Origin of the sequence: Actinomadura geliboluensis, assembly GCF_043197915.1 — a bacterium.
In the GTDB taxonomy this organism is placed as follows: domain Bacteria; phylum Actinomycetota; class Actinomycetes; order Streptosporangiales; family Streptosporangiaceae; genus Spirillospora; species Spirillospora geliboluensis.
Genome location: NZ_JBICUA010000003.1, coordinates 797,830 through 823,932 on the forward strand (window position 1 = coordinate 797,830; position 26,103 = coordinate 823,932).

Here is a 26,103-nt window from a genome sequence, read left to right on the forward strand (position 1 = left end):
CTCAACAGCGATGTGGTCGCTATCGAGACTGAGGCAGGCAAACCCCCCGACCGGGTGTCACCAACCCTGCGAACGTATGTGGTCACCGCACTAGGTGGTGGGGCTGATGGGGGCAGGCCGGTGTCGGAGATGGTGGTGCTCGTCAGTGGGCGCGGACGTCGGCTCGGCCCGTGTGCAGGTAGCGGGCGCGGCCTTCGCCGTCGTCGCCCAGGAAGGCGACGGGGCCGTGGCCGGGCTCTGTGGGCAGTAGGGAGTCTCCTCTCCAGCCGAGCAGTTCCGTCCGGTAGGGCTTGTCGCCGAGTTCTACCGCGAGGCCGAGGGGGATCTGCTCAAGCCACAGCCGTCCCTGGTCGTCCGTGCTCACCGTGGTCTCGCTTGTGCTCGACCGGTAGACGCCCGTGTAGCGCCCGGCGTCCAGGCGTGCCGTGGGGTTCGGGACGGGCTCTGCGGGCGACTCGACGATTCTGCCCAGGATCTCCTTCATCAGCGGCTTGCGGTCGCCGCCGTTGGTGAAGACCGCCACGCACACGTCGCGGCCGGGGTCGATCCGCAGGACGGCCGACTGCCCGATGGTGTTGCCGTCGTGGCCGAATACCAGGCCGCCCGGTAGGTCGTAGAGCGTCCAGCCCAGGCCCCAGGCCGTCCCCCAGTCGATGTCGGGTAGGGCGACCTGCGGCTCCCGCATGGCCCGCAGGCTGTGGTCGGTGAGATGCGACCGGGCGAAGGCCAGCAGGTCGCGCGGGGTCATGGCGAGCATCGACCCGGCGGGTGCGTTCGAGCGGGCCATGGCCCAGACCGGGGCGGGACGCCCGTCGAGGTGCCCCACTGCCGCGCGGTGCAGGATCGCCTCGTACGGATCGGTTGCCGCGTGCGTCATGCCCAGGGGCGTGAACAGGTGGTCCCGCATGCACTGATCGAACGGCTCGCCCCGCACTACCTCGACGATCCGCCCGAGCACGCTGTAGCCCGCGTTGTTGTAGGAGAACATCTCCCCGGGCTCGAAGATCTGCGGCACGTCGGCCAGCAGTTCGACGTACCTTTCCAGGCAGTCGTCTCCCTTGCCCGTGTCGGTGAAGACGTCCCCCTCGAAACCGGCCGTGTGGCACAGCAGCTGCCGGACGGTCGCCTTCCGGAACCCGGGAATGTAGCTGTCCACCGGGGCGTCGAGTTCCACCAGCCCTTCGCTGACGAGCCCCATCACCAGCGTCGCCGTCAGCGTCTTGGTGACCGACCCGATCTGGAACACCGAGTCGACCGTCGCCTCCACCCCGGTCGCGGTGCTCAGTACCCCGGCCGCCGCCTCGACCAACCGGCCTCCGGCATCGACGGCGACCGCCACTCCGGGTACCCGGTACTCCTCCGCCAGCCCCGGCAGCCGCTCCCGCAGCCACCCCTCGACCTCATCGATCTCCATCCTCATTCGCCCACCGTAGACGGCTGCGAGTGGATGCCTGGTCGGATCCTTTCGCCCCCTTCGGGGGGGTGGCGGCTACGAAACGTGATCGTGGTCAGTACGTGGGATCGCTTTGGCGGATCGAGTGGGGTGTGCTCGGCGCTTCGTTGTGGCCTGGCGTCGAGTGCTGGCTAGGGCAGGTGCCGTGTAGTGGTGTTTATTCGATTGTCTTGGGTGTATGCCTCTCAGGATTTCATTTGCGGGACGTCAGGTGCGCGCTGTCGTTGGCTGTGGTGCGGTCTTCTCGTTGGTGTGACATTTTCGGTTTGCATCCGCGATTACGGACGCATTTCATCGGGGTGCAGTGCTTGGTCTGTTAGAGGTTGCCCATGGCTCTTGTGGCGGTGATCTCTATGACCACTCGGTTCGGGTTGGGGCGCGGGGGCTTGTAGCGGGCCGCGTAGCGGTGTTCGGCGTCGGCCACGGAGGACGGGTCGGTTCTCAGGACGGCGCGGCCCTCGATGGTGGCCCAGCGGCGGCCGTCCACCTGGGAGACGGCCACCGGGAGGCCCTCCTCGCCGGCGCGGGCGACGTGGCGGGCCTTCGCCGAGGTGGACGAGGTGATCACGCGGACGGTGGTGCCGTCCAGGGTGGCGCCCACCGGGACGGCGTGCGGGGTGCCGTCCCGGCGGACGGTGACGAGCGTGCAGATGTGGCGGTCGCGGAAGAACGCGATCAGGCGCTCGTCGTCCAGGGGCAGGTGGTGTTTGCCGGTCACCGGCCGGATCCTAGACGGCGGCCAGTTCCGCGCAGAGGGCGGGGACGGCCTCGGCGATCGGGGTGCGGATCACCTCGTCCGCCAGGTCGTCGTAGGGGGTCGGGTCGCGGTTGACGATGATCAGGCGGGCGCCGCACTCGGCGGCGATGGCGCAGAGGCGGGCGGCGGGGTCCACGGTCAGGGAGCTGCCGATCGCGATGAAGACCTCCGAGGCGCGGGCGATGTTGCCCGCGAGGGAGAGGGTGTCGGAGTCCAGGTACTGGCCGAACAGCACGATGGAGGGCTGCAGGACGCCGCCGCAGGACGGGCAGGCCGGGTCGTCCTCGCCGCGGGCCAGGACGTCGGCGGTCGCCGACGTGGCGCGGCAGCGGGTGCAGGACGTGGTGGCGAGCGTGCCGTGGAGTTCCAGGACCTTGCGGGGCGTCGAGCCGGCCTTCTGGTGGAGGCCGTCGACGTTCTGGGTCAGGATCCGGACGGCCTTCGTCTTCTCCAGGTCGGCCAGTGCCCGGTGGGCGGCGTTGGGGAGGGCGTCCCGGTGCAGGTCGAGGGTGCGCCAGAAGCGGCGCCGGACCTCGGCGTCGTTGGTGAAGTGCTTGCGCGTGAACAGTGCGGCCAGTTCCGGGTCGCGGGTCCACACGCCGGACGGGCCCCGGTAGTCCGGGATGCCGGAGTCCGTGGAGATGCCCGCGCCGGTCAGCACGCCGATTCGTCCTGTCATGGGGGAGAACGTACGGGCGCGGAGGTGAGGGATGCGACCCCTTTTTCGGACTGGCGAGGAATGCGGGCCCTATGATTAGTTAGCGGAGGAAACTACTTGACGGGGGGTGGGTCGGCGTGCCGTCCAAGCACTATCCGTGGATCGCGCTGAGCAACACGACGCTCGGCATGCTGCTGGCCACGGTCAACTCGTCGATCGTGATCATTTCCCTGCCGGCGATCTTCCGGGGCATCCGGCTGAATCCGCTGGAGCCGGGCAACGTCGGCTATCTGCTGTGGATCCTGATGGGCTACATGCTCGTGTCCGCGGTGCTGGTGGTCACGCTCGGCCGGCTCGGCGACATGTTCGGGCGCGTGCGGATGTACAACGCCGGGTTCGCGGTGTTCACGGTCGGGACGATCGTGCTGGCGCTCGATCCGCTGCACGGAAGCGCCGGGGCGCTGTGGCTGATCGGCTGGCGGGTGTTCCAGGGGATCGGCGGCGCCATGCTGATGGCGAACTCGGCGGCGATCCTCACCGACGCGTTCCCGGCGCACCGGCGCGGGATGGCGATGGGCGTCAACCAGGTCGCCGGGATCGCCGGGACGTTCATCGGGCTCGTGGCGGGCGGGCTGCTCAGCGAGATCAACTGGCGGCTGGTGTTCTTCGCGTCCGCGCCCATCGGGATCATCGGGACGGTCTGGGCCTACCGGAGCCTGGTCGAGACCGCGAAGAAGGCGGTCACCGCGAGGATCGACTGGCTCGGCAACGTCACGTTCGCGGTCGGGCTGACCGGGCTGCTCGCCGCGATCACCTACGGCATCCAGCCCTACGGCGGGCACGACATGGGCTGGACGAACCCGTGGGTGCTCGCCGGGATCATCGGCGGGATCGCCGTGCTGGCGCTGTTCTGCTGGATCGAGACCAAGGTCGAGCAGCCGATGTTCCAGCTCGGCCTGTTCCGCATCCGGGCGTTCACGGCCGGGAACGCGGCCGGGCTGCTCGCGGCGATCTCGCGCGGCGGGATGCAGTTCATGCTGATCATCTGGCTGCAGGGCATCTGGCTGCCGCTGCACGGCTACGACTACGCGGACACGCCGCTGTGGGCGGGCATCTACCTGCTGCCGCTCACCGCCGGGTTCCTGGTGGCCGGGCCGCTCTCGGGGCACCTGTCCGACCGGCACGGGGCGCGCGCGTTCGCGTCCGGCGGGCTGGTGCTGTCGGCGGCGGCGTTCGCGGGGCTGCTGATGATCCCGACCGACTTCGGGTACACCACGTTCGCGCTGCTGATCTTCCTGAACGGGGTCGGGTCGGGGCTGTTCGCCGCGCCCAACACCACGGCGATCATGAACTCGGTCCCGGCGGACCAGCGCGGGGTCGCCTCCGGCATGCGCGCCACCTTCATGAACGCGGGCATGGTGCTGTCGATCGGCGTGTTCTTCTCGCTGATGATCGCGGGGCTGTCCGACACGCTGCCGAAGACGCTGACGCAGGGGCTCACGCAGCACGGCGTCCCGGCCGGGCCCGCTGCACAGGTCGGCGAGCTGCCGCCGGTCGGCACGCTGTTCGCCGCGTTCCTCGGCTACAACCCGATCCAGAACCTGCTCGCGCCGTTCCACGTGCTCGCCGGCCTGGCGCCGGACGACGTCGCCACCCTGACCGGACGGTCGTACTTCCCGCACCTGATCTCCGAGCCGTTCCACCACGGCCTCGTCATCGTCTTCAGCCTGGCGATCGCGATGTCGCTGGTCGCGGCGGTGGTGTCGCTGCTGCGCGGACGCCGGTACGTGCATGAGGACGCGCACGATGAGCCCGCGCTGCAGCGGGCCGGCCGGAACGCCGCCTAGATCGTTGATGGGAAATTGCTGAACCGGGTGCGGGCACGGCGAAGGGCGCCCATGGTCGGTGTGTGAAGACTGACTTGGACGCCCTTCTGACCGCACTCTATGTTCATCTGGACGATCACGTCCTGCCTTCGCAGCGACAACGGCGGCGGGGCCGTGTCCGGTTGCTGACCGATGCCGAACTGGTCTGCGTCGCCGTTGCCCAGGTGCTGCTGGGATGCGATGCCGAGCACCGCTGGCTGCGCCTGGCCCCGGCCCGGATCGGACACCTGTTCCCGCGCCTGCCCTGCCAGTCTGAATACAACCGTCATCTGCGCCAGGCGGCCCCGTTGCTGCTGGCCGCGGCGGCATGGCTGGTCCGCCACACGCCCTCCTGGCATGAGCGGCTGCGGCTGATGGACGGCACCCCGGTGCGCTGCGGCGCCTCGCGCACCACCGTGCACCGCTCGGGCCTGGGCGAGATCGCCGGCTACGGCATGGACAAGTCCCACCACGCCTTCTACTGGGGCGCCAAGCTGATGCTGATCACCACCGCGGAGGGCGCGGTGTGCGCCTTCAGCCTGGCCCACCCCAAGGAGCTGGACGAGCGGTTGCAGGCGGTGCACCTGCTGCACGTCCAGCCGCCCGCGCCCGGGCCGTGCCCGATCGTGTGCGACAAGGGGTTCGCCGGGACAGGGGTGGAGAAGGCCGCTGCCGATCTGGGCCATGTGCTGATCCGCCCCGTCCGCGCCGATGAGCCCGCCCCGCCGGTGGCGGTGTTCCCCGGCTGGCTGCGCCAGCGCATCGAGGCGGTGATCTGGACACTGAAGAACCAGCTGGGACTGGAACGCCACGCCGCCCGCACCACCGAAGGGCTCTGGGCGCGCGTCTGCCAGCGCATCACGGCGCTCAACGCCGCGATCTGGCACAACTGGCTGATCAACGCACCCGTCAAACGCTCCCTGATCGCCTACGACCATTGACCAGCACCAACATTTCCCATCAACGATCTAGCCGCGCGGGCCCGCCCCCGGCCGGTCCGGTCTCAGGTCACGAGGCCGTTGCGGTCGGGGGCTTTTCGCCGCCCGCCATTGACACTGTTCCGCAAACGTTTTCATAATCTCCGCCATGAGCGCAGACGGAACCCGGGCCTCGATCCGGGCGGTGGCGAGCCTGGCGGGGGTGTCGCCCTCGACGGTCTCGCGCGCGCTGAACTCCCCGGAGCTCGTGAACGCCGAGACCCGGCGCCGCGTGCTGGAGTGCGCCGAGCGCCTCGGCTACCAGCCGAACCGCGCGGCGCAGTCGCTGGTCCTCGGGCGGACCCGCAATGTCGGGCTGATCGTCCCCGACATCGCCAACCCGTTCTTCGCCCCGTTCATCAAGGGCGTCGAGGCGTACTTCCGCGACACCGACTTCGCGGTGTTCCTGGCCGACACCGACGAGGACACGGCGACGGAGGTCCGGCTGGCCGAGGCCATGGTCGAGCGGGTGGACGGGCTGATCCTGTGCGCCCCCCGCATGTCCGGCACGCGGCTGCGCGCCGTCGCGGCCAAGACCAGCGTGGTGCTCGCCTACCGGACCAGCCGCGGGACCCCGGCCGTCCTGCCGGACTTCCAGCCCGGCCTGGAGCAGGCCGTCGCGCACGTCCACGCCCTCGGCCACCGCCGGTGCGCGTACCTGTCCGGCCCGGCCAACTCGTGGTCGAACCGGCAGCGCCGCAGGTTCCTCGGCGCGGCCTGCGCGGAACGCGGCATCGAGCTGGTGGACCTCGGCCCGTACGAGCCGCGGTTCACCGGCGGGTACCGGGCCGCGGACGAGGTGGTCGCGGCGGGGGTCACCGCCGCGTTCGGCTACAACGACCTGGTCGCGCTCGGGGTGCTGTCACGGCTCACCGAGCGCGGCGTGAGGGTGCCCGGTGATCTGAGCATCGTCGGGTTCGACGACATCCCGATGGCGTCGATGACCAATCCGCCCCTGACCACGGTGGCCATGCCCGTCAGCGCGCTGTCGCGGGCGGCGGCCGCCACCGTGCACACCACGCTCGACCCGCGGGCGCCGAAGGCGCCTCCCCTCCCGCCGGCCGCCGAGCTGGCGACCCGACTCCTCATCCGAGGCACCACCGGGCCGGTGTGAACCCGGCCCAACCGCCAGGAGGACCCACCCCATGCGAACTCCTCGATCAGCCCTCCTCACCCTCGTCACCGCCACCGGACTGCTGCTGACCGCCTGCGGCGCGCCCGGCTCGGACGGCGGTTCCGCGTCCGAGCCGGCGGCCGGCGACGTCAAACCGCCGTCCAAGCCCGTCACCCTGAACATCATCGACGTCGCCGGGAACCTCCAGCTCACCCAGCAGATCTTCGAGAACTACAAGAAGGAGCACCCGAAGCTCGTCGGCAAGGTCACCTACACCAAGGCGACCGCGCCCGAGCTGGCCGGCAAGGTGAAAGCCCAGCAGGACGCCGGGCAGCTCGACATCGACCTCGTCCTGACCGGCACCGACGGGCTGTCTGCCGGGCTGGAGCAGAACCTGTGGGTCGACCTCCTCGGCAAGTACTCCGACAAGCTGCCCGACCTGGCGTCGCAGTACCTGGAGCCCGCGGCCAAGATGCAGGAGCTCGCCCAGGGCAAGGGCGTCACCGTGACGTACTACCCGTCCGGCCCGCTGCTGGAGTACAACCCGAAGACGGTGCCGAACCCGCCCAAGACGGCCGACGAGCTGCTCGCCTGGGCCAAGGCGCACCCGAACAAGCTGGAGTACGCCCGCCCGTCCAACTCCGGACCCGGGCGCACGTGGCTGATGGGCCTGCCCTACATCCTCAAGGACTCCGACCCCAAGGACCCTGCGAACGGCTGGGCCAAGACCTGGAAGTACCTGAAGGACCTCGACCAGTACATCGAGTACTACCCGACGGGCACGACGCAGACGATGAAGGAGATGGGCGAGGGCACCCGCGACATCGTCCTCAGCACCACAGGCTGGGACATCAACCCGCGCGTCCTCGGCCAGGTGCCGAAGGACGTCAAGATCCAGGCCCTCGAAGGCTTCACCTGGGTCACCGACGCGCACTACATGGTCGTCCCGAAGGGCGTCTCCGGCGAGAAGCTCGCCGTCCTGCTGGACATGATGAAGTTCGCCCTCCAGCCGCAGCAGCAGGCCGTCACCTTCGACAAGGGCTACTTCTACCCCGGCCCTGCCGTGAAGGGCGTGACCCTGGACATGGCGCCGGCCGAGAGCCAGCAGGCGATCAAGGAGTACGGCCGGACGGAGTACGACAAGCTCATCGCCGACAACCCGAAGGCGCCGCCGCTGGACGCCAAGGCCCTCGTCGCCGCGTTCGACCGCTGGGACCGCGAGATCGGCGGGCAGAAGGTCAAGAAGTCATGACGGCCGGGGGCGCGGTGGAGAGCGCGGCAGGCGGCGCGGTGGGCAGCGCGGTGGGCAGCGCGGCAGGGAGCGCTGCGGGGAGTTCGGTGGAGAGTGCGGAGGAGAGTTCGGTGGAGGGGGACGCGCGGGCCGCGTTCGGGCGGCTTCGGCTGGACGGGGTCACGCGGCGGTTCGGGAAGGCGACCGCGCTCAGCGGCTTCGACCTGCGGATCGAGGGCGGCGAGTTCATCGCGCTGCTCGGCCCGTCCGGGTGCGGGAAGTCGACCGCGCTGAACTGCCTCGCCGGGCTGCTGCCGCTGTCGGACGGCGCGATCTGGCTGGACGAGGAACGCATCGACACGCTCCCGCCGGAGAAGCGCGGGTTCGGGATGGTGTTCCAGAACTACGCGCTGTTCCCGCACCTGTCGGTCCGCAAGAACGTCGCGTTCGGGCTGTCGGTCCGGCGGGTCGGGAAGGTGGAGACGGCCCGCCGGGTGGACGAGGCGCTGCGCACGGTCGAACTGACCGAGCACGCCGACAAGCTGCCCGGCCAGCTGTCCGGCGGCCAGCAGCAGCGGGTGGCGATCGCCCGCGCGATCGTGCTGCGGCCGAAGCTGGTGCTGATGGACGAGCCGCTGTCCAACCTGGACGCCAAGCTGCGCGTGCAGATGCGCACCGAGATCCGCCGCATCCACCAGACGCTCGGCCTGACCACCGTGTACGTCACGCACGACCAGGAGGAGGCGCTCGCGCTCGCCGACCGGGTCGTGGTGCTGCGGCATGGGAAGGTCGAGCAGATCGGCACGCCGGAGGAGGTCTACACGTACCCGGCCAGCACCTACATCGCCGGGTTCATGGGCTACCGGAACCTCCTGGAGTTGCCCGTCGTGTCGTCGGACGACGGGAAGGTGACCCTGGGGGAGGAGGGCGGGCTCACCCTCACCGGGCTCGGGCAGCAGCCCATCACGGGGGAGCGGGCCGTCGCGGCCGTCCGGCCCGAGGACTTCAAGCTCCTCGGGGACGCCGCCCTCGGGGACGCCGCCGTGGGGGACGCCCCTCCTGGGGACGGTGCTGGGAACCGCGTTGTCGTCCGGGTGGAGGTGTCGGAGTTCCACGGGCGCGAGGTCGCCGCCGAGGGCGTCACCGATGACGGGCGGGTCGTCCACTTCAAGTCCCCGGAGCGGATCGCGCCGGGGGAGCGGGTGGCGCTGACCGTCCCGCCGGAGCGGGTGCTGGTGTTCGGCGAGAGCGTGCGGGAGGCCGCCGAGGCGCTCGACGAGCCCGTGGAGACGGGGGCCGCCGGTGGTGCTTGAGGCTCCCGCCCGGCCGAAGACGCCGGTGTCCGGGCGCGGGCGCGGCGGACTGCGGCACCGGCTCGCCGAACGCGGCGTCGACCGGGTGCTGCTCTTGCTGGTGCCCGCCGTGCTCATCATCGGGCTGCTGTTCCTCTACCCGATGCTGTACGGGGTGGGGCTGTCGCTGCAGCCGAAGAACGGCGGCGGCCCGCTGCGCAACTACGCCGACTTCTTCCAGGACTCCTACCAGCGCAGCACTGTGTGGAAGACGCTGAAGTTGGCGCTGCCCGCCGCGCTGATCAACGTCGGCGCGTCCGTGCCGATCGCGTACCGGCTTCGCGGCCGGTTCCGCGGGCGGCGGGTTTTGACGGCACTGCTCGTCCTGCCGGTGACGCTCGGCACGGTCCTGGTCGCGGACGGCCTGCTCCGCTACCTCGGCCCCAAGGGCTGGTTCAACCGGGTCCTGCTCGACCTCGGCCTCGTGGACGAGCCCGTCCGGCTCATCTACAACTACTGGGGCGTGCTGTTCTCGCTGATCATCACCGGTTTCCCGTTCGCGTTCCTGCTGGTGCTGTCGTACATGTCGGGGATCGACCCGACGCTGGAGCGGGCCGCGGCCACGCTCGGCGCCGGGCCCTGGCAGCGGATGCGGCGGATCGTCCTGCCGCTGCTGGCGCCGGGCCTCGCGACCACGTTCGTGCTGGCGTTCGTGCTGGCGTTCTCGGTCTTCCCGTCCGCGAACCTCGTCGGCGAACCCGCCGGGGAGACGCGGGTGATGGCGATCGCGGCGTACCAGGCGGCGTTCGAGAAGTACGACTACTCGATGGCCTCGACCATCGCCGTGCTGATGGGCGTGTTCGAACTGCTCGTCATCTCGGTCACGCTGCTGCTGCGCGGACGCCTCTACACCGGGCCCGCGACGGGAGGTAAGGGATCATGACCGCGGTCACGCGCCCCGCCGGGCTGCCCCGGGTGCGCCTGCGCAAGGGCCGGCTGAGCGGCTGGCTCGTCTGGATCGGCGTCGCGTTCTTCCTGGTCAACCTGTTCGCGCTGATCCTTTCGGTGGTCGTCAACTCGTTCGGCACCAAATGGTTCGCCGGCTGGCTGCCGCAGGGCTTCACCGGCGCGTGGTACTCCGACGCGTGGGCGGAGTTCGCGCTCGGCGAGGTCCTCACGGTCACGCTGGAGATCACACTGATCGTGGTGGCGCTGGCGCTGCTCCTCGGCGTCCCGGCCGGGTACGCGCTCGCGCGCCGCGACTTCCCCGGCAAGCGGATCGTGATGTTCCTGCTGCTGCTCCCGGTGCTGCTGCCGCCGATCACCTACGGGATCCCGCTCGCGACCGTCCTCTACAAGGTGCACCTTGCGGGGACGATGACGGGCGTCGTCGCGGCGAACCTCGTCCCGGCGCTGCCGTTCGTCGTGCTCGTGATGACGCCGTTCGTGGAGCAGATCGACGCGAACGTGGAGTCGGCGGCGCGGATGTGCGGGGCCCGGACCCGGCAGGTGTTCACCCGGGTGCTGGTGCCGCTGCTGCTGCCCGGCATCCTCGCCGCCGGGATCCTGGTGCTGGTCCGCACCGTCGCCATGTTCGAGCTGACGTTCCTGGTGGCGGACGCCGACAGCCAGACCCTGATCGTCGCGCTCTACAGCGCCGCGTTCACGCCCGGCATCCGCGCGGCGCAAGCCATCGACGCGATGGCCGTGATCTACATGGCGCTGTCGGCGGTGCTGCTGATCGTCGCGCTGATGTTCGTCAACCCGACACAGATCGTCGCCCAGGTGAGGGAGGCTCCGGCCGAATGAGGGGTGTCAGATGAGGACTGGGAAATGAGCGCTGTCATATGAGCACTGTCACGTTCGACTTCACGGGGGAGCGGGTGCTGGTGACCGGCGCCGCGGGGCTCATCGGCCGCGCGCTGGTGCACCGCTTCGCGGACGCGGGCGCCGAGGTGCTCGCGGTCGACGTCGACGCCGACGGCCTCAAGGTCTTCGACGCCGTTCCGCGGGTGGCGACGCTGACCGGCGACCTCGCCCGCGAGGACGTCGCCGACGCCGTCTTCGCGCGGCTCGCCCGGGACGGGGGGCTGGACGTCCTCGTCAACAACGCCGCGATGACCGAGCTGCGCACCCCGTTCATCGACATCGACGCGGACGTGTGGGACGCGGTCGTCGCCGCGAACCTGCGCTCGGCGTACCTGCTGTCGGTGCGGGCCGTCCGGCACTGGCGGGACGCGGGACGCGGCGGCGTGATCGTCAGCATGTCGTCGCCGGGCGGGTCCCGCGCGCACGACGACCAGAGCGCCTACGACGTGACGAAGGCGGGCATCGAGGCTCTGAGCCGGGCTATCGCCGTGGAGCTCGGCGGGCTCGGCATCCGCGCGAACTGCATCGCCCCGGCGAGCGTCGTCGGGGAGGTCCGGCCCGCCACCGACATCCCGGCGGGCCGCACCACCGCGCCGGAGGAGGTCGCGGACGCCGCGCTGTACCTGGCGTCCCCGGCGGCGGCGCAGCTCAACGGGCACGTCCTGCGCGTGGACGGCGGCCTGCACGCCCGCCTGCGCACCGACCCGTCCCAGGAGCAGCAGCGCGGCTCCTAGCGTGGCTCCCGGCGCGGGGTTCTGGCGTGGGCCTCTGGCGCGGGGTTCTAGCGCGGCGCCGGGGTGGTGCGGCAGGGCGCCGGCGGTGACTCGGAGACCGCCGGCGCCCGCTCCGGGCGGTGCGTGGGCAGGCCGGGGCCGGTCCGGCGGGTGTTGTGGGCCTTCATGACGGACTGCAGGTCGGGGAGCCCGCGGCCGCCGTCCGCGTCGGACAGCGCCGGGCACGCCCAGGCGTCCTGGCGGCCCCACGAGTAGCTGATGTCGAACGCGGGCCGCGGGACGAGCCGCTCCCACCGGCCGAGGATGGACCGGAGCTGCCGTTCGCTCGGCAGCCGCCAGTTCCGCTCCCCGTCGTTGCAGGACTGCCCGAACGTCTGGAACACCGGGACGATCATGCGGCGCGGGAACCCGGCGCCGGCGGCCTGGGCGACCATGGTGTCGATCGCGCCGAGGTCGCAGCGCGGGGCGTCCGCCCGGCACGGGTACGGGTCGAGGCCGATGAGGTCGAGGTGGGTCTCGGACGGCTTGAGCGGGCGCATCGGCCAGTCGGTCAGCGACGCGAACGCCCGCTGGCCGGGCGCGTACCGGTGGACGATGTCGGCCCGCCGCCGGATCTTGCCGGCGATGTCGGGGCACTCGTCCGGGTTCGGCTCGTCGGACAGGTACCACCCGTAGACGCGCTCGTTCCCCGCGAACCGCTTCACCGTGTCGGTGAACGCGGACGTGCTCTCCTGCTGGAAGCCGCCGCAGGTGGTGTTGCCGACCCACAGCAGGGCCCGGCCGCCGGCGGGGAGGGAGGCGATGTCGTCCTCGTCCGGGGCGACGTCGAACAGGGTGTAGCCGAGGGCCGCCGCCCGGGCGCGGTCGCCGGCCGGCATGTTCAGCGCGAGGTGCAGCGTGCCGCCCCGCGGGGGCGGGGCGGGGGCGGCGGCCGGACGGGCGGCGGCGCCGCCCGGCGCGGGGGCGATCAGGTATCCGGTGACGGCACCGCCGAGCGCGGCGGCGAGCGCCACGGCGGCGAGCTGCGTCCACATCGGCTTCATCGGCTCTCCCGGCGTCGCAGGTCTCCCCAGCGTCGCACGGACGGAGCGTGATCGCCCGGATACGCCGGGACTGGCCGCCCGCAATCAGCGGGGCGGCCGGTCCGGAACGGCGATGAGTGATGGGCGGGGCGTGTCAGACCCGCCAGGACTGGACGAGCGCGTCCAGCGTGGCCTGGTCGTAGACGATCCCCTGCGAGGTCAGCTCCCCGGCGACGAGCTCGCCGTCGCCGTGGTGCTTGGCCAGCAGCCGGTACACCGCGTACGGGAACCAGTGGTTGTCGCTGATCCGCTGGATCTCGGCCTCGTCGCAGACGTAGCCCTCGGCCCTGACCTCGGCGAGCGTCGCGGCGACGTCGCCCTGCCGCCGTTCGAGGATGTCGATGACGAGCGAGCGCAGGTTCTCGGGGGAGGGCGCGTGCGGCGCGGGCGCCTCGGTCGCCGTGCCGTAGGAGCTGCGCCCGTTCGGGCTCGCGGCCGCGGCGGCGGCGCTGACGACGGCCAGTTCCGGCTCGGGCTCCGGCGCGGGAGCCGGAGTCTCGGCGACGGGTGCGGGCGCGGGGGCCGGGGCCGGGGCCGGGGTCGGGGCGGCCGCGTGGGCGGGCTCGCTCGGCGCGGCCTTGGGGGCGTCGGCCTTGGTCCGGTCGGCCTGCGTCTCGGCGGCCGGTTCGGCGGACGTGCCGGACTCCAGTGCCTTGCCGGAGTGGCCGGGCACCTGGATCTGCGGGAACGGGCCGGTGGTCCGCAGCGGCATCAGCGTGATCTGGTTCAGCGTGACGGGGCCGGCGATGGCGCGCGGCTGCGGCTCCGGCGGCTTCGGCTCGTCGTCGATCTGCTGCGACACGTACCGGTGCAGGGTCCGCAGCAGGACGAACAGGCCGAGCATGGACACGATCGGCGGAACGGCGGCCGTCGCCTGGTAGGAGAACGTCTTGTTGCCGACGTGGCCCACGTTGAAGATCAGGCTGGCCGTCCAGCCGGCGAGGGCGATGGTGAGCGGCAGGCAGAAGTCGAGCCAGCTCATGATGGCGCGGCGCTTTATCACGAAGGCGTCGATGGCCAGCAGGAAGAGCCCGAGCTCCCCGACGATGATGAACAGGTCGACCAGCAGGGGGAACGATTCGGCCTTCCAGCCCCGCAGGCCGTGTTCCAGAGCCCAGTGGTAGAGACCGGCATACGATTGGGCGAAGCCACCGGCGGTGGCGGTCAGGACCGCGGCCGCCATGAAGGCGATGGCCCCCCACCGTGTGATGACCTGTGCCCGGTTGGCAGCGCTCATGCGGCGTGTGCTCCCAGAGTTTTTTACCCGACCAAGAGTGATCGCCTGGGAGACTATCCATTCCTTTGGCGTTTCGTGGCCGATTCACGTTACGGCTCGGTCGCATTCCGGGAGGTTCTGGGCACAGAGCGCCAAACGAGCGGGGTGAACGGGCATAGTCGGCGGGTGCGGCGGGCCGGTGCGGCGGGCGGGTGCGGCGGGGGTGCGTTGAACAAGTGGGTGAACGGGTGCGGCGGGCGGGCGTCTCCGCCGGGGCGCGCCGGTGCCCCGGCGGAGACGTGACTCGCGGGCCGGCTACGGCACCTGAAGGACGAAGTCGAACGTCGCGGTGCGTCCGGTCGGGCCGGTCTGGACGTTCATCAGCAGTTCGGGGTCGAAGAGCATGTCGGTGGAGTTCCGGGGCTCGTTCGGGAAGTAGAGCTGCGTGGTCAGGATCCGCTGGTACGGGGCCTGGACCTTGACGTGGATGTGCCGGGTGCGGCCGGGGTAGAGGCCGGGCACGATCGTCGTCAGGGTGAATCGTCCCATTGTGTCCGTGTATTGATGTCCGCGTAGCTTATAGCCGTAATTGTCGTAATTCCCGTAGTAGTCGGCCTGCCAGAAGTCGAGCAGCGCGCGGCTCACGGGCCGGCACGACAGGGAGTAGACGATCCCGGTCACGGTGAGCGGCGTGCCGGGCATCCCGGGCGTCACGAGCGACGAGCGCTCCGGCGAGCCGGGCTTGAAGTACGGGCCCTCCATCTGCGGCGGGGTCGGGTCGTCGTCGCCGTCGTCGCACTTCGGCGTCGGGGTGAGCCGCGGCGGCTCGGTCCTGGCCTGCGCGGGCGCCGCCGCGGCGAGCGACGCGGCGGCCGGCAGCGCCATGGCGCCGAGGCCCGCGGCGACGATGAAGTTCTTGCGGCTGATGCCGTCCTGCGGGGTCTCCGCGTGGGCGGCCTCGGGGCTGGTGCTGCGGTCCTGCTCGTCCTCTGGCATGGGGGTTCCTCTCGGGGGTCGGTCCGGGATCTTCCGGCTGGCGGGGCTCCCAGGGAGTGCGGACGCGGCGGGTGAGCACGGTGCGTCCGCGATATGTATAAGCCGGTCAGGGGCGGCCGGTCTTGTCGGTGCGTGCCCGGCCGTTGGCGGCGAGTGCCAAAGCCCGCCGCGAGCGTCGTGCTGACTCGCTCATTGACCTTCCTGACGGGGCGTAGAAGCCTGGCGGGTGGCGTCCGAGACCCCCGCCCGCCGACCGGAGGAGCGTCATGCCCACGCTCGTTGACACCTCGGACCTCCCTGCCCGCGACCAGGCCGACTACTGGCGGCACCTGGTCAGCTCCGCCTTCGGGCCGTTCCACGTCCGGCCCGCGCGGCCCGGCGGCTTCGCCGCCCGGCTGTCCGCCCGCTCGCTCGGCCCGGTCGAGGCCGGCGACGTGGACGCGCCCGCGCACGCGGTGCGCCGCGGCGCCCGGCAGATCGCCCGCGACACCCGCGAGTGCTACAAGCTCGGCCTCGTCCTGCGCGGCTCGTGCGTGCTGCGGCAGAACGGCCGCTGCGCCGAGGTGGGGGTCGGGGACGTGGTGTTCTACGACCTGACCCGCCCGGTGGAGATCGTGTTCGGCGCCCACCGGATCTTCACCGTCGTGATCCCGCACAGCGCCGTCCCGCTGCCGCCGGAGCGGCTGGCCGCGTTCGGCGGCACGCTGCTCGGCGGCGCCGGCCGGACCGGGCGGCTGGCCTCGTCCTTCCTCGGCGCCCTCGCCGAGGAGAGTGCCGAGGAGGCGGTCGCCGCCGGCGCCGGAGAGGAGCCCTACGCCCACCACCTCGGCGGCGCGATCGTCGAGCTGGTCACCGGCGCGGCCGGCGAGTGGCTGGGGGCGCCGCCCGCCGCGTCCCCGGAGAGCGCGGAGATGCTGCGCGCGATCCAGGAGTGGATCGAGGCGCGGCTGCACGACCCGGCGCTGTCCCCGGCCGCGATCGCCGCGGCGCACCACGTCTCGGTCCGGCAGCTGTACCGGGTGTTCCGGCCGGCCGGGACGACCGTCGCCCGCTACGTCCGCGCCCGGCGGCTGGAGAACTGCCGCCGCGAGCTGGGCGACCCGTTCCTCGGCACGCAGCGGATCGGCGCGATCGCGAACCGCTGGGGCCTCCCGGACGCCGCCGCGTTCAGCCGCGCGTTCCGCGCCGCCTACGGCGAGACCCCGAGCGCCTACCGGGCGCGCGCCACCGGCCTGCAGCGCGACGACTAGCGCTGCGGCGAGCGGTCCTGCTCGGCAAAATGCCCCGTTTGTCTGCATTGATTCCGGGATCGGGGGAACGCGGGGAGTGACGACGAGAAACGGGGGACAGGGGGACCGTCGCGATGCCACGACCCGGAAGCCACAAGTACGACGCCGAGCGCCGCAGGCTCCGCAAGGAGATGGAGGACCAGGGGATCGCCAGCGACCGCGAGGCGGGCGAGCGCGCCAACCGGGAGCTGCAGCTGGACGAGCACCACCGGCCCCGCCGCGCCAGCGAGCGCGGCGCGGGTCCGAAGGGGGAGCGGAGGGGAGCGCGGTGAGCCCCGCGATGAACCACGACGCGGCCGACGCCGGAGACGTGCTCGGGGCCGTGCTGCCGCTGGAGTACGAGGAGGACCTCGATCCGCTCATGGACCGGATCGGGGACGCGCGCTGCGTGCTGATCGGCGAGGCCAGCCACGGCACGCACGAGTACTACGCGTGGCGGGCCGCGCTGACCAGGCGGCTGGTCTCCGAGCGCGGGTTCTCCTTCGTCGCGGTCGAAGGCGACTACCCGGACTGCCGCCGGGTCGGCCGCAGCGTGACGCTGGCCCCGGGCGCGCCCGCCGACCCGCGCGACGTCCTGGACGCCTACGAGCGCTGGCCGACGTGGATGTGGGCCAACGAGGAGACCGCCAAGTTCTGCCGGTGGCTGCGCGACCACAACGCGGACCTGCCGCCGGACGACCGCGCCGGGTTCTACGGCCTGGACGTCTACAGCCTGTGGGAGTCGCTCCGGGCCGTCGTCGACCACCTGGCCGAGCACCGCCCCGAGTACCTCGGCACGGCGCTGGAGGCGTACCGCTGCTTCGAACCGCACGGCGAGGACCCGCAGGCCTACGGCTGGAACACCGCGCTCGTCCCGGAAGGGTGCGCCGACGAGGTCCTGGCGCTGCTGACGCGGCTGCGCGCGCCCGCCGGGACGGCGGGGGGCGGCGACCCGGCGGCGGAGTTCGACGCCCGGCAGAACGCCGAGGTGGCGGCGGGCGCCGAGCGGTACTACCGCGCCATGATCGGCGGCGGGCCGGAGTCGTGGAACGTCCGGGACGTCCACATGGCCGACACCCTCGACCGGCTCCTGGAGTTCCACGAGGCGCGGCGCGGCGAGGGCAAGGCCGTCGTGTGGGCGCACAACACCCATGTCGGCGACGCGCGGGCGACGGACATGGCGGGCGCCGGGATGGTCAACCTCGGCCAGCTGGCCCGGGAGCGGCACGGCCGGGACGACGTCGTGGTGGTCGGCTTCGCGGGCGGGCCCGGCGAGGTCGTCGCCTCGCCGCGCTGGGGCGGCCCGATGGAGGTCATGCACGTCCCGCCGCCGGCGCACGGGTCGCTCGAGGACGCCCTGGCCGGCTCGGAACTGCACCGCGGCATGTTCATCGTGCCGCCCGAACCGGACAAGCCGCCGTTCCTCACCCGGACGCTCGGGCACCGCGCGATCGGCGTCGTGTACGACCCGGACCGCGACCCGCGCCAGTACGTCCCGACCCGGCTCGCCGACCGCTACGACGCGCTCTGCTGGTTCCGGATCACCTCCGCGCTCCAGCCGCTGCACCCGGAGGCGGCGCACCGTGGTGAACTGGAGACGATGCCGACGGGGGTCTGAGCCGGCGCCAGTCCGAGCCGACCGAGCACGAGGAGTCGTCCATGTCCTTGACGATGCGGCCGGGACCGCTCGCGGGTTCGCCCGGCGACGAGGTCAACTTCACCATCGACGGGCCGAAGCACCGGCTGTTCATGCACCGGTTCCCGCGCCGCGTCCACGCCTGGTTCGCGGGGGAGATCGTCCTCGACACCGAGCGCGGCGAGTTCCTGCACGAGACCGGCCTGCTGCCGGTGCTCTATGTCCCAGAGGAGGACGTGCGGACCGACCTGCTGGTGAAGACCGACCACACCACGTACTGCCCGTTCAAGGGCGACGCCGTGTACTGGACGATCCGGGCCGGCGAGCGCGAGGCCGAGAACGCGGTGTGGGCCTATCCGGAGCCGAACGACGAGACGCCGTGGCTGCGCGGGCTGATGGCCTTCTACTGGGAGCCGATGGACGCCTGGTACGACGAGGACGAGGAGGTCCACGGGCATCTGCGCGACCCCTTCCACCGGGTCGACGCGCGGCGCGCGCGCCGCCACGTGCGGGTGCTGCGGGACGGGGAGGTCGTCGCGGAGACCGAGCACCCGATCGTCCTGTCGGAGACCGGGCTGCCGAACCGGTACTACATCCCGGCCGACGACGTCCGCCGCGACCTGCTGACCAGGAGCCGGAAGCGGACCGTCTGCCCGTACAAGGGAGAGACGACGTACTGGTCGCTGGAGGGCGCCGAGGACGCCGCCTGGTCGTACGACGAGCCGCTGGAGGACGCCGTCAAGATCGCGGGCTATCTGAGCTTCGACCACGAGGCCCTGACGATCGAGTCCCAGCCGCCGCCGGGCGCCTGACGGCCCCGCGGCCGCGCGCGGAGCGCGCTTCCGGGTTCTCGCGGTGCCCAAGGCGCCGCCGTCCGGTTTACAGTGCCATTGACCGTGGGCAGTGACCGGGGCAGGCGCCGCGGAAGACGGGCACGGCGGCGAGCGAGTGCGCGGCAGGCAAGGAGACGGGCTGTTGGCAGGGTACGGGGCGTCCTCCCCGCGGCCGGGTTTCTGGGCCGCGCTCAACCCCGCGCAGCGGACGGCCCTGCGCGACGCCGCGCGTCCCCGGCAGTACCCGGTGAAGGCGCCGCTGGTCTACCAGGGCGACGAGTCCGACCATGTGATCGTCATCGAGCGCGGCTGGGCGAAGGTCACCTCGTCCACGGCCGACGGCCACGACGTGGTGCTGGCCGTCCGCGGCCCCGGCGACCTCATCGCCGAGAGCGCGGTGCTGGGCGGCCGGCCGCGCGCCGCGACCGTCACCGCGCTGTCGCCGATCCGCGCGCTGGTGGTGCCCGCCGCCCGCTTCACCGGCTTCCTCGACGAGCACCCGGACGTGTGGATGCTGGTCACCGGCACCTTCGTGCAGCGGATGGACGACTCCGACCGGCGCCTCACCGCGCACGTCGCGAGCCGCGGTCCGCAGCGCCTCGCCGCGCTGCTGACGCATCTCGCGGAGCTGTCGGCCCACCACGCCCCGCCCGCGCCGGACGGGTCGATCGAGATCGGCCCGCCGCTGTCGCAGGAGGAGCTCGGCAGTTGGATGGACGCGTCCCGGGAGACCGTCGCGCGCGCCCTCAACGGCCTGCGCCGCCAGGGCCTGATCCGCACCGGCTGGCGCAAGATCACCGTGGTCGACCTGCCCGGGCTCCGCGAGTTCGCCAAAGAAGAAGACTGACGCGGGGCAATCGGGGCCGGTGGGGGCGCGCGCTCTAGGATCTCCGGCGTGAGCGGCGACGGGTACCACCACGGGGATCTGCGGCGGACGGTCATGGCCGCCGCCGTCGCGGCGATCGCCGAGTCGGGCCCGGCCGGGTGGAGCCTGCGCGAGCTGGCCCGCCGCGCGGGGGTGTCGCACGCCGCGCCCGCGCACCACTTCGGCGACAAGACGGGCCTGCTGACCGCCGTCGCCGCCGAGGGGTACGCGCTGTTCGCGGACGCCCTCGAAGCGGCCGGCGACGACCTGCACGCGGTCGGGCTGGCCTACGTCCGCTTCGCCGTCGAGCACCGGGCGCACTTCGAGGTGATGTTCAGCCCCGGCCTCTACCGCGCCGGCGACCCGGAGGTGACCGCCGCCCGCGACCGGGCGGGCCGGGTGCTCGCAGCGAGCGTCCGGGGCACCGCACATGGCGGAGAACAGGACGGCGAACAGGACGGGGCACAGGGCGCCGCGCCCGGGGACGGGGACGACCGGACGCGGGGCATCGCGGCCTGGTCCATCGTGCACGGCTTCGCGCACCTGTGGCTGAGCGGCGCGCTGCCGCCCGAGCTCGGCGACGACCCGGTGGCCGCCGCCGCGCCCGTGATAGCGCACCTCTTCCGTCCCTGAGCGCGGCCCCGCCGCGCCGGTATCAGTGCCGCGAGGCGGCTTCGTCGACGGCCCGCCGGTCGCCATCGCCGTCGCCGTTGCCTGCGTTCAGCTCGGGACGGCGTTCGGGGACGACGGCCAGGTCGGCCCTGAACCGGCGGTTGAGCGCGGCGCGCAGCCGGCCCCGCGAGGTGCGGCCGCGCGGGCTGTCGATCCCGTCCACCGGCGGCGGGACGTCCAGGTCGACGGCCACCGCCGGGCGCGGATCGGTGATCGCGGCGATCGCCTCGTCCGGCATCGGCCGCTCCACCTCGCTGTACCCGCCCTCCACCGACCGCCGGATGATGCCGGTCTCCAGCCCGTGCCGGGCCAGGCCGAGGTCGCGGCGCTGCAGGCCGACGCAGATCCGGTAGGTGATGATGTAGGCCAGCACCGGGCCCAGGATGATCAGGCCGCGGAAGAACCAGGTCGTCCAGAACAGCGAGACGTGGAACCGGTCGGCGAGGACGTCGTTGCCGCCCGCGAGCCACAGCGTCCCGTAGAAGACGACCCCGGCGACGCCGATGCCGGTCCGCGGCGGGACGTCGCGCGGCCGGTCCAGCAGGTGGTGGATCCGGTCGTCGCCGGTCACCCAGCGTTCCAGGAACGGGTAGGCGGCGAGGCCCGTGAACAGCACCCCCGGCACCACGAGCGCGGGAACGAGCACGCTGAGCGCCACGGTGTGGCCCCAGAGGGTGATCTCCCACGACGGCATGATCCGCAGCGCGCCCTCCAGCCAGCCCATGTACCAGTCGGGCTGCGAGCCGGAGCTGATCGCGCCCGGATCGTACGGGCCGAACAGCCAGATCGGGTTGATCTGGACGAACGCCGCCAGCAGCGTCGTCACGCCCAGCAGCCACAGGAAGAACGCGGTGGTCTTGGCGATGAACACCGGGAAGAACGGGTAGCCGTGGACGGTGCCGTTGGAGCTGCCCTTGCCGGGGAACTGCGTGTGCGTCTGCCGCCAGGTCAGCACGATGGCGTGCAGCGGGATGAGCGCCGCGAGCAGGCCCGGGATCAGCAGGATGTGGATGACGTACAGGCGGGGGATGATGTCGGTCCCGGGGAACTCCCCGCCGAACAGGAACATCACCGTGTACGACCCGACGAGCGGGATGGAGGCGGTGACGCCCTCCAGGATGCGCAGGCCGGTGCCCGACAGCAGGTCGTCCGGCAGCGTGTAGCCGAACAGCCCGTTGAACATGACGAGCACGAGCATGAGGACGCCGATCAGCCAGTTCAGCTCGCGCGGCTTGCGGAACGCCCCCGTGAAGAAGTTCCGCAGCATGTGCACGAGGATCGCGGCCATGAACAGCAGCGTCGACCAGTGGTGCAGCTGCCGGACGAGCAGCCCGCCCCGCACGTCGAAGCTGATGTTGAGCGTCGACGCGTACGCCTCGCTCATCTCGACGCCGCGCAGCTTCGTGTAGGAGCCGTTGTAGACGACCTCCTGCATGCTCGGCTTGTAGAACAGCGTCAGGTAGACCCCGGTGAGCAGGATGATCACGAACGAGTACATCGCGATCTCGCCGAGCAGGAAGCTCCAGTGGTCCGGAAACGCCTTGCGCAGCGCCCTGCGCGCGAAGCCGGTGGTGCCGAGCCGATCGTCCAGGGCTCGCGCCGAGCGGTCCACTGCCCTGCCCCGGGCCTGGGGCCTCGTCGTCCCCGCCATCGTGAGCATCCCTCCGTCGCACATTCGCGGATGTTCCGCATCTGCGAATAAGACGGGGATTTGATGGCGGATGTGACATCCCGGGATGTGCACCGCGTCACAGCGCGCCGGTGTCGACCGGGGCGCTCCGCCCGGAGGTCAGCAGGCGGGCACGGCCAGGTGGGTGCGCCGCTGGTAGCGGGGCCGCCAGGTGGTCCGGTAGGCGAGCCGGATCGGCGGCGGCAGCAGGCGCAGCACCGCGCGGCGGGTGGCGTCGGGGGCGCCGTCCAGCAGCCAGGGCAGGAACGTGCCGAGCCCCCGGACGCCCAGCTCGCGGCGCAGTTCGACGTCGTAGGTGCCCCACTCGTAGGGCGTCAGGGTCTCCTGGATCAGCGGCAGGACGTCGGACTCCTTGAAGTCCAGCAGGGCGCCGAGCCGCGTGCGGAGGTCGCGCGCGCACTGCGTGAACGTGCGGAGGTCATGGTGCTCCAGCGCGGCGTCCAGGCCGTCGATCAGCGGGACGACCCGCAGCGTCCGCAGCGCCAGGTCGTCGAGGACGGCGCTGACGCGCCCGAGCCGGCCAGGAGAGCGGACGCCCGCGTCCTTGGCGTACATCACCGTCCAGAGGGCGCGCTTCTCCGCGTTGTCCTGGAGCTGCCAGTGGTGGGCGAACAGCGACCAGCTGTTCGCGACGGCCGCCCCGTTCGGCCCCGGCGCGGCCTCCAGGCGGGCCGCGTCACGGCGGAACGCGTCGTCCACGGCGTACAGCATCGTCAGGTCGTACTTCCTGGCCACGCCTTCCATGCCGCCTCCTCGACCTCCGCACCGGTGCCGTCGCGGACGGCCGTCCCACAGCCGGCCGTCGCACAGATAGACGCGCGGGACGCCTCCGAACGTGACGTGATCTGGAGTCTGACCCTTGTGACGTGCCCCACGCCGGCCGATCTATGCGGTGCGGACGGCGGTGAGCGGAGGGCCGCCGGAGCCGGGCTCCCGGCGTTTCCGAATCTCCTGGGGCTTCCCTTCGGGAGTTCGGGGCCTGTACTGATGGGTGCCGACATGGTGGACCGGCTGACCTGGGGCGAGATGCGGACGGGATGAGGAAGGCCGTCCGGAGGGTTGGCACCGGTACGCGTAAAGCGCAGATCGTCCGTACGGTGCGGGAACGGCGGAGGGAAGGGCCATAAATGGCTGTTGAGGCGGTTGGTGGCGATATCGCGGCGCTGGTGCTGCGGGTCTCCGTGGGCGGCACCCTGCTCGCGCACGGCTGGAACCACGCGTTCGGCGGCGGGAAGATCGAGGGCACGGCGGGCTGGTTCGAGTCGATGGGGCTGCGGCCGGGCCGCCTGCACGCGCTGATGGCGACCGGCACCGAGCTGGGCGCCGGGATCCTGCTGATCCTCGGCCTGCTCACGCCGCTGGCCGCGGCCGGGGCGGTCGGCACGATGGCGGTCGCGTTCATCACCGCGCACCTGCGCAACGGCTTCTTCATCTTCCGGCCCGGGCAGGGCTACGAGTACGTCCTGATGATCATCATGGTGGCGTGCGCGGCCGGCGCGCTCGGCGGCGGCGCCGTGTCCCTGGACCGCGCGCTCGGCGTCGACGGCGACCTGTCCGGCTGGACGGGCCTGGCGGTCACCGCGCTCGCCGGCGGCATCGGCGCCGCGCTGCTGCTGGCGGTCTTCTGGCGCCCGGCCAAGGAGCCGGCCGGGGAGTCGGATGGGGAGTCGGATGGGGCGTCGGTCGGGGAGCCTGCGGGAGAAGGCGCCGCGGAGTAGCGGGCGGTGAGCCGGCGGTGAGTTGGGCGCGGCCGGCCTCCGCATACGAGGAGGCCGGCCGCGCGCCGCGGGGGCGGCTATCTCCAGGTGTCGTTCGCGATGTGCGGGGACGTCCCCGTCGTGTAGCTGCGGTTCGCGCCGTTCTCCCAGGTGACGGCGCCCGCGTCGGTCTTCTTGATGTACTTGTACTCGATCCTCGTACCGGTCGGCAGCGACACCGTCCCGCTCCAGGTCGGGTACCGGTCGGGGGAGAGCTTGACGGCCTTGGAGGTGTCCCAGGAGCCGAGCGCCGGGATGTCGCCGACGATGTAGACGCTCGTCCCCCATGTGGTGGTGGCGTAGACGTTGAACGCGTCCGACACGGTCGCGGGCGTCGTGGTGGGTGTGGCTGTGGGCGTGGCGGTGGGTGTGGCGGTGGGGGTGGCGCCCGTCTTGGCGTCCGCGTGGATCGCGACCGCGCCGTGCGCGGGGACGGTCACCGTCGCGGTGCCGCCCGACACCGGCACCGCCGTCCCCGCGCAGCCGTCCCCGGTGACCGGTGAGGCGCCGCCGGTGATGACGTCGCAGTAGACGCCGTCCGCGAGCCCGGTCCGGTAGGAGGCGGTGGACGGGCTCGCGGTGTCGTTGAGCCCGACCCAGCCCCGGTCGCCGCGCCGGAACCCGATGACGCCGCCGGCGGTGGCGGTGAAGTCGGAGACCACCGTGGCGGACGCGGTCGCGTTGTGCCAGGCGACCATGCCCTTCATCCCGGTCGACTGCGTGAGGCACTGCCAGCCGCCCGAGCAGGAGGCGTCCGTGACGAAGCCGCGGGAGTCGGCCGGCGGCGACTGCCCGGCCGACGACCACGCGAACCCGTCGTACAGCGACGGCCTCCCGTACGGGTAGGCCAGCAGGAAGTAGTTGGCCAGCACGTAGTCGGCGCCGTTCTTGTAACTGAGCGTCGACCCGTCCCGCTCGGTGTCATGGTTGGTGATCATCGTGAATGTGCGGTCGCCGCTCGCGTCCAGCGACCACGACGGGATGCCCGCCAGGTTCGCCAGCGTGCCGTTCTGGAACTGGGTCTTCAGCCCCCGCGCGTAGGAGAAGCCGAGCACGTCGCCGTTCTGGGTGAACGCGGACGGCTTCAGCGCGTCGGTGGTCGCCCCCGGGACGACCTCCTGAGCGATGTAGGGCGCCCTGCCCTCGGCGGTCGTTGTCCTTAGCGCGCCCTTGATGGCGGCGAAGTCGCTCTGCGCGATGTGCTTGGCGGCGTCGATCCGGAACCCGTCCACGCCGAGCCCGATCAGGTCGTTGAGATATCCGGTGATCTTGTCGCGGACGTAGGCCGACTGCGTCTTGAGGTCCGACAGCGACACCAGTTCGCAGTTCTGCACCTCGGACGTGTCGTTCCAGTCGTCGATGCCCGCGTCGTCGTCGTTGCAGTACCCGTCGTTCGCGTGGTGGAAGTCGCCGTACCCGTACGGGACGGCCGGGTAGGAGAAGCCAGCGGGATCGAACGACGATCCGCCGTAGGTGGTGCTGACCGTGTTGTTGTGGCCCGCCATGTGGTTGATGACCGCGTCCACGTATACGCGGACGCCCGCGCCGTGGCAGGCCGCGACCATCGCGGCGAACTGGGCGCGGGTGCCGAGCCGGCCGGTCAGGCCGTAGGAGACGGGCTGGTACACCTCCCACCACGGGTGCGCGCCGTCGCTCGTACTGGCGAGGCTGACCGATTCGGCGGGCGGCGCGACCTGGACGGCCCCGTACCCGGCGGGACCGAGGTGGCCGGTGCAGGCCGCCGCGACCGACGGCCAGTTCCATTCCCAGAGGTTGGCGGTGACGTCGCTCGCGTTGAGCGCGGCGGCGGCGCGGGCCTCTGAGCGGGGGAGCACGGAGTCGGGGAGCAGGGCGGCGGCGGGCGCCAGCCCGCCGAGGACGAGCGCACCGGCGGCGAGCAGGGACCGGCCGCGGGGTAGGCGCGGGTGTCGTGTGGGCGGGCGTGGGGCGAGTGCGCGTTGCATGGCGGCGAACTCCTGACACGAGGCGCCTCGGCGGGCGCCTGAGGGGGTGGGGGACGGCCGTCCGCGAGCAAGCCGAGAATGCTCTCTTCTTGCAGTCAGGTCAAGAGCTTGCGCAAGATTTCAATTGACTTGCAGAAAGATGGCAGGGTCGCGCACGGCAGATGCCCGCATGGC

Annotated in this window: 24 protein-coding genes; 15 read left to right on the forward strand and 9 right to left on the reverse strand. The window is 71.8% G+C overall.

Annotation, left to right across the window (positions count from 1 at the left end):
• Nucleotides 1-142 precede the first annotated feature (142 nt).
• The 3 genes from ACGFI1_RS13865 to ACGFI1_RS13875 all read right to left on the reverse strand — a co-directional run bounded on the left by ACGFI1_RS13865 (nucleotide 143) and on the right by ACGFI1_RS13875 (nucleotide 2,889).
• On the reverse strand, nucleotides 143-1,420 hold the full coding sequence (locus ACGFI1_RS13865) for a serine hydrolase domain-containing protein (RefSeq protein WP_392785422.1): 1,278 nt from the start codon (nucleotides 1,418-1,420) through the stop codon (nucleotides 143-145).
• Nucleotides 1,421-1,769: 349 nt separating this feature from the next.
• On the reverse strand, nucleotides 1,770-2,171 hold the full coding sequence (locus tag ACGFI1_RS13870; protein ID WP_392785424.1) for a pyridoxamine 5'-phosphate oxidase family protein: 402 nt from the start codon (nucleotides 2,169-2,171) through the stop codon (nucleotides 1,770-1,772).
• 10 nt (nucleotides 2,172-2,181) lie between these two features.
• Nucleotides 2,182-2,889, reverse strand: coding sequence for an SIR2 family NAD-dependent protein deacylase (locus ACGFI1_RS13875; RefSeq protein ID WP_392785425.1), 708 nt, complete (start codon nucleotides 2,887-2,889; stop codon nucleotides 2,182-2,184).
• Nucleotides 2,890-3,005: 116 nt separating this feature from the next.
• On the opposite strand from ACGFI1_RS13875, the gene ACGFI1_RS13880 reads away from it, so the two are divergent.
• From ACGFI1_RS13880 to ACGFI1_RS13915, 8 genes are all read left to right on the forward strand, one after another.
• Entirely contained in the window at nucleotides 3,006-4,715 is a 1,710-nt protein-coding gene (locus ACGFI1_RS13880; RefSeq protein WP_386869228.1) for an MFS transporter, read from the forward strand.
• Between the two features lie 62 nt (nucleotides 4,716-4,777).
• Nucleotides 4,778-5,674 carry a hypothetical protein gene (locus tag ACGFI1_RS13885; protein WP_386865466.1) on the forward strand — a complete coding sequence of 299 codons (897 nt, stop codon included), beginning with the start codon at nucleotides 4,778-4,780 and terminating at the stop codon, nucleotides 5,672-5,674.
• 145 nt (nucleotides 5,675-5,819) lie between these two features.
• Entirely contained in the window at nucleotides 5,820-6,824 is a 1,005-nt protein-coding gene (locus ACGFI1_RS13890) for a LacI family DNA-binding transcriptional regulator (protein WP_301176827.1), read from the forward strand.
• Nucleotides 6,825-6,855: 31 nt separating this feature from the next.
• Nucleotides 6,856-8,076 carry an extracellular solute-binding protein gene (locus ACGFI1_RS13895; RefSeq protein WP_392785427.1) on the forward strand — a complete coding sequence of 407 codons (1,221 nt, stop codon included), beginning with the start codon at nucleotides 6,856-6,858 and terminating at the stop codon, nucleotides 8,074-8,076.
• A gap of 110 nt (nucleotides 8,077-8,186) precedes the next feature.
• Complete coding sequence (locus ACGFI1_RS13900) at nucleotides 8,187-9,368, forward strand: ABC transporter ATP-binding protein (RefSeq protein WP_392785429.1); 1,182 nt, start codon at nucleotides 8,187-8,189, stop codon at nucleotides 9,366-9,368.
• Nucleotides 9,361-10,290, forward strand: coding sequence for an ABC transporter permease (locus ACGFI1_RS13905; RefSeq protein ID WP_392785431.1), 930 nt, complete (start codon nucleotides 9,361-9,363; stop codon nucleotides 10,288-10,290). Before ACGFI1_RS13900 ends, ACGFI1_RS13905 begins: the two co-directional genes overlap by 8 nt.
• Nucleotides 10,287-11,156, forward strand: a complete 870-nt coding sequence (locus tag ACGFI1_RS13910; protein ID WP_386869218.1) for an ABC transporter permease — start codon at nucleotides 10,287-10,289, stop codon at nucleotides 11,154-11,156. Before ACGFI1_RS13905 ends, ACGFI1_RS13910 begins: the two co-directional genes overlap by 4 nt.
• Nucleotides 11,157-11,194: 38 nt before the next feature.
• The gene (locus ACGFI1_RS13915; RefSeq protein ID WP_386869216.1) at nucleotides 11,195-11,950 is read left to right on the forward strand and encodes an SDR family NAD(P)-dependent oxidoreductase; all 756 of its coding nucleotides are present in this window, start codon (nucleotides 11,195-11,197) and stop codon (nucleotides 11,948-11,950) included.
• Between the two features lie 47 nt (nucleotides 11,951-11,997).
• Here ACGFI1_RS13915 and ACGFI1_RS13920 read toward each other — a convergent pair whose 3' ends face one another.
• From ACGFI1_RS13920 to ACGFI1_RS13930, 3 genes are all read right to left on the reverse strand, one after another.
• Nucleotides 11,998-12,993: a hypothetical protein gene (locus ACGFI1_RS13920; RefSeq protein WP_392785433.1), complete on the reverse strand. Its 996-nt coding sequence runs from the start codon at nucleotides 12,991-12,993 to the stop codon at nucleotides 11,998-12,000.
• Between the two features lie 133 nt (nucleotides 12,994-13,126).
• Entirely contained in the window at nucleotides 13,127-14,269 is a 1,143-nt protein-coding gene (locus ACGFI1_RS13925; RefSeq protein ID WP_392785435.1) for a DUF2637 domain-containing protein, read from the reverse strand.
• 294 nt (nucleotides 14,270-14,563) lie between these two features.
• Entirely contained in the window at nucleotides 14,564-15,244 is a 681-nt protein-coding gene (locus ACGFI1_RS13930) for a dioxygenase family protein (RefSeq protein WP_392734564.1), read from the reverse strand.
• Between the two features lie 266 nt (nucleotides 15,245-15,510).
• On the opposite strand from ACGFI1_RS13930, the gene ACGFI1_RS13935 reads away from it, so the two are divergent.
• The 6 genes from ACGFI1_RS13935 to ACGFI1_RS13960 all read left to right on the forward strand — a co-directional run bounded on the left by ACGFI1_RS13935 (nucleotide 15,511) and on the right by ACGFI1_RS13960 (nucleotide 20,479).
• Nucleotides 15,511-16,494 (forward strand): AraC-like ligand-binding domain-containing protein, encoded by a 984-nt coding sequence (locus ACGFI1_RS13935; protein ID WP_387076325.1) that lies wholly within the window; start codon nucleotides 15,511-15,513, stop codon nucleotides 16,492-16,494.
• Between the two features lie 113 nt (nucleotides 16,495-16,607).
• Nucleotides 16,608-16,805 (forward strand): hypothetical protein, encoded by a 198-nt coding sequence (locus tag ACGFI1_RS13940; RefSeq protein WP_138640003.1) that lies wholly within the window; start codon nucleotides 16,608-16,610, stop codon nucleotides 16,803-16,805.
• Complete coding sequence (locus ACGFI1_RS13945; RefSeq protein ID WP_392785438.1) at nucleotides 16,802-18,130, forward strand: erythromycin esterase family protein; 1,329 nt, start codon at nucleotides 16,802-16,804, stop codon at nucleotides 18,128-18,130. Before ACGFI1_RS13940 ends, ACGFI1_RS13945 begins: the two co-directional genes overlap by 4 nt.
• A gap of 41 nt (nucleotides 18,131-18,171) precedes the next feature.
• A complete protein-coding gene (locus tag ACGFI1_RS13950) occupies nucleotides 18,172-18,960 on the forward strand; it encodes a DUF427 domain-containing protein (protein ID WP_392785440.1) in 789 nt (262 codons plus the stop codon).
• 163 nt (nucleotides 18,961-19,123) lie between these two features.
• Entirely contained in the window at nucleotides 19,124-19,828 is a 705-nt protein-coding gene (locus ACGFI1_RS13955; protein ID WP_240808346.1) for a Crp/Fnr family transcriptional regulator, read from the forward strand.
• A gap of 48 nt (nucleotides 19,829-19,876) precedes the next feature.
• Complete coding sequence (locus ACGFI1_RS13960) at nucleotides 19,877-20,479, forward strand: TetR/AcrR family transcriptional regulator (protein WP_392785441.1); 603 nt, start codon at nucleotides 19,877-19,879, stop codon at nucleotides 20,477-20,479.
• A 22-nt stretch (nucleotides 20,480-20,501) separates the two neighbouring features.
• Here the strand turns inward: ACGFI1_RS13960 and qcrB are convergent, their stop codons facing one another.
• Both qcrB and ACGFI1_RS13970 read right to left on the reverse strand, forming a co-directional pair.
• Nucleotides 20,502-22,169: a cytochrome bc1 complex cytochrome b subunit gene (qcrB, locus tag ACGFI1_RS13965; RefSeq protein ID WP_392785545.1), complete on the reverse strand. Its 1,668-nt coding sequence runs from the start codon at nucleotides 22,167-22,169 to the stop codon at nucleotides 20,502-20,504.
• 138 nt (nucleotides 22,170-22,307) lie between these two features.
• Nucleotides 22,308-22,952: a hypothetical protein gene (locus ACGFI1_RS13970; RefSeq protein ID WP_138640001.1), complete on the reverse strand. Its 645-nt coding sequence runs from the start codon at nucleotides 22,950-22,952 to the stop codon at nucleotides 22,308-22,310.
• 383 nt (nucleotides 22,953-23,335) lie between these two features.
• Between ACGFI1_RS13970 and ACGFI1_RS13975 the strand changes: the two genes are divergently transcribed.
• Complete coding sequence (locus ACGFI1_RS13975; protein ID WP_392785444.1) at nucleotides 23,336-23,926, forward strand: DoxX family protein; 591 nt, start codon at nucleotides 23,336-23,338, stop codon at nucleotides 23,924-23,926.
• Between the two features lie 77 nt (nucleotides 23,927-24,003).
• Here the strand turns inward: ACGFI1_RS13975 and ACGFI1_RS13980 are convergent, their stop codons facing one another.
• Nucleotides 24,004-25,929 carry a carbohydrate-binding module family 20 domain-containing protein gene (locus ACGFI1_RS13980; RefSeq protein ID WP_392785446.1) on the reverse strand — a complete coding sequence of 642 codons (1,926 nt, stop codon included), beginning with the start codon at nucleotides 25,927-25,929 and terminating at the stop codon, nucleotides 24,004-24,006.
• Nucleotides 25,930-26,103 lie beyond the last annotated feature (174 nt).

What these genes read in the sequence shown, in the direction of transcription:
- ACGFI1_RS13865 (WP_392785422.1), bottom strand. Translation starts at nt 1,420, where the DNA reads ATGAGGATGGAGATCGATGAGGTCGAGGGGTGGCTGCGGGAGCGGCTG.
- ACGFI1_RS13875 (WP_392785425.1), bottom strand. Translation starts at nt 2,889, where the DNA reads ATGACAGGACGAATCGGCGTGCTGACCGGCGCGGGCATCTCCACGGAC.
- ACGFI1_RS13890 (WP_301176827.1), top strand. Translation starts at nt 5,820, where the DNA reads ATGAGCGCAGACGGAACCCGGGCCTCGATCCGGGCGGTGGCGAGCCTG.
- ACGFI1_RS13895 (WP_392785427.1), top strand. Translation starts at nt 6,856, where the DNA reads ATGCGAACTCCTCGATCAGCCCTCCTCACCCTCGTCACCGCCACCGGA.
- ACGFI1_RS13910 (WP_386869218.1), top strand. Translation starts at nt 10,287, where the DNA reads ATGACCGCGGTCACGCGCCCCGCCGGGCTGCCCCGGGTGCGCCTGCGC.
- ACGFI1_RS13915 (WP_386869216.1), top strand. Translation starts at nt 11,195, where the DNA reads ATGAGCACTGTCACGTTCGACTTCACGGGGGAGCGGGTGCTGGTGACC.
- ACGFI1_RS13920 (WP_392785433.1), bottom strand. Translation starts at nt 12,993, where the DNA reads ATGAAGCCGATGTGGACGCAGCTCGCCGCCGTGGCGCTCGCCGCCGCG.
- ACGFI1_RS13925 (WP_392785435.1), bottom strand. Translation starts at nt 14,269, where the DNA reads ATGAGCGCTGCCAACCGGGCACAGGTCATCACACGGTGGGGGGCCATC.
- ACGFI1_RS13930 (WP_392734564.1), bottom strand. Translation starts at nt 15,244, where the DNA reads ATGCCAGAGGACGAGCAGGACCGCAGCACCAGCCCCGAGGCCGCCCAC.
- ACGFI1_RS13935 (WP_387076325.1), top strand. Translation starts at nt 15,511, where the DNA reads ATGCCCACGCTCGTTGACACCTCGGACCTCCCTGCCCGCGACCAGGCC.
- ACGFI1_RS13940 (WP_138640003.1), top strand. Translation starts at nt 16,608, where the DNA reads ATGCCACGACCCGGAAGCCACAAGTACGACGCCGAGCGCCGCAGGCTC.
- ACGFI1_RS13950 (WP_392785440.1), top strand. Translation starts at nt 18,172, where the DNA reads ATGTCCTTGACGATGCGGCCGGGACCGCTCGCGGGTTCGCCCGGCGAC.
- qcrB (WP_392785545.1), bottom strand. Translation starts at nt 22,169, where the DNA reads ATGGCGGGGACGACGAGGCCCCAGGCCCGGGGCAGGGCAGTGGACCGC.
- ACGFI1_RS13970 (WP_138640001.1), bottom strand. Translation starts at nt 22,952, where the DNA reads ATGGAAGGCGTGGCCAGGAAGTACGACCTGACGATGCTGTACGCCGTG.
- ACGFI1_RS13975 (WP_392785444.1), top strand. Translation starts at nt 23,336, where the DNA reads ATGGCTGTTGAGGCGGTTGGTGGCGATATCGCGGCGCTGGTGCTGCGG.
- ACGFI1_RS13980 (WP_392785446.1), bottom strand. Translation starts at nt 25,929, where the DNA reads ATGCAACGCGCACTCGCCCCACGCCCGCCCACACGACACCCGCGCCTA.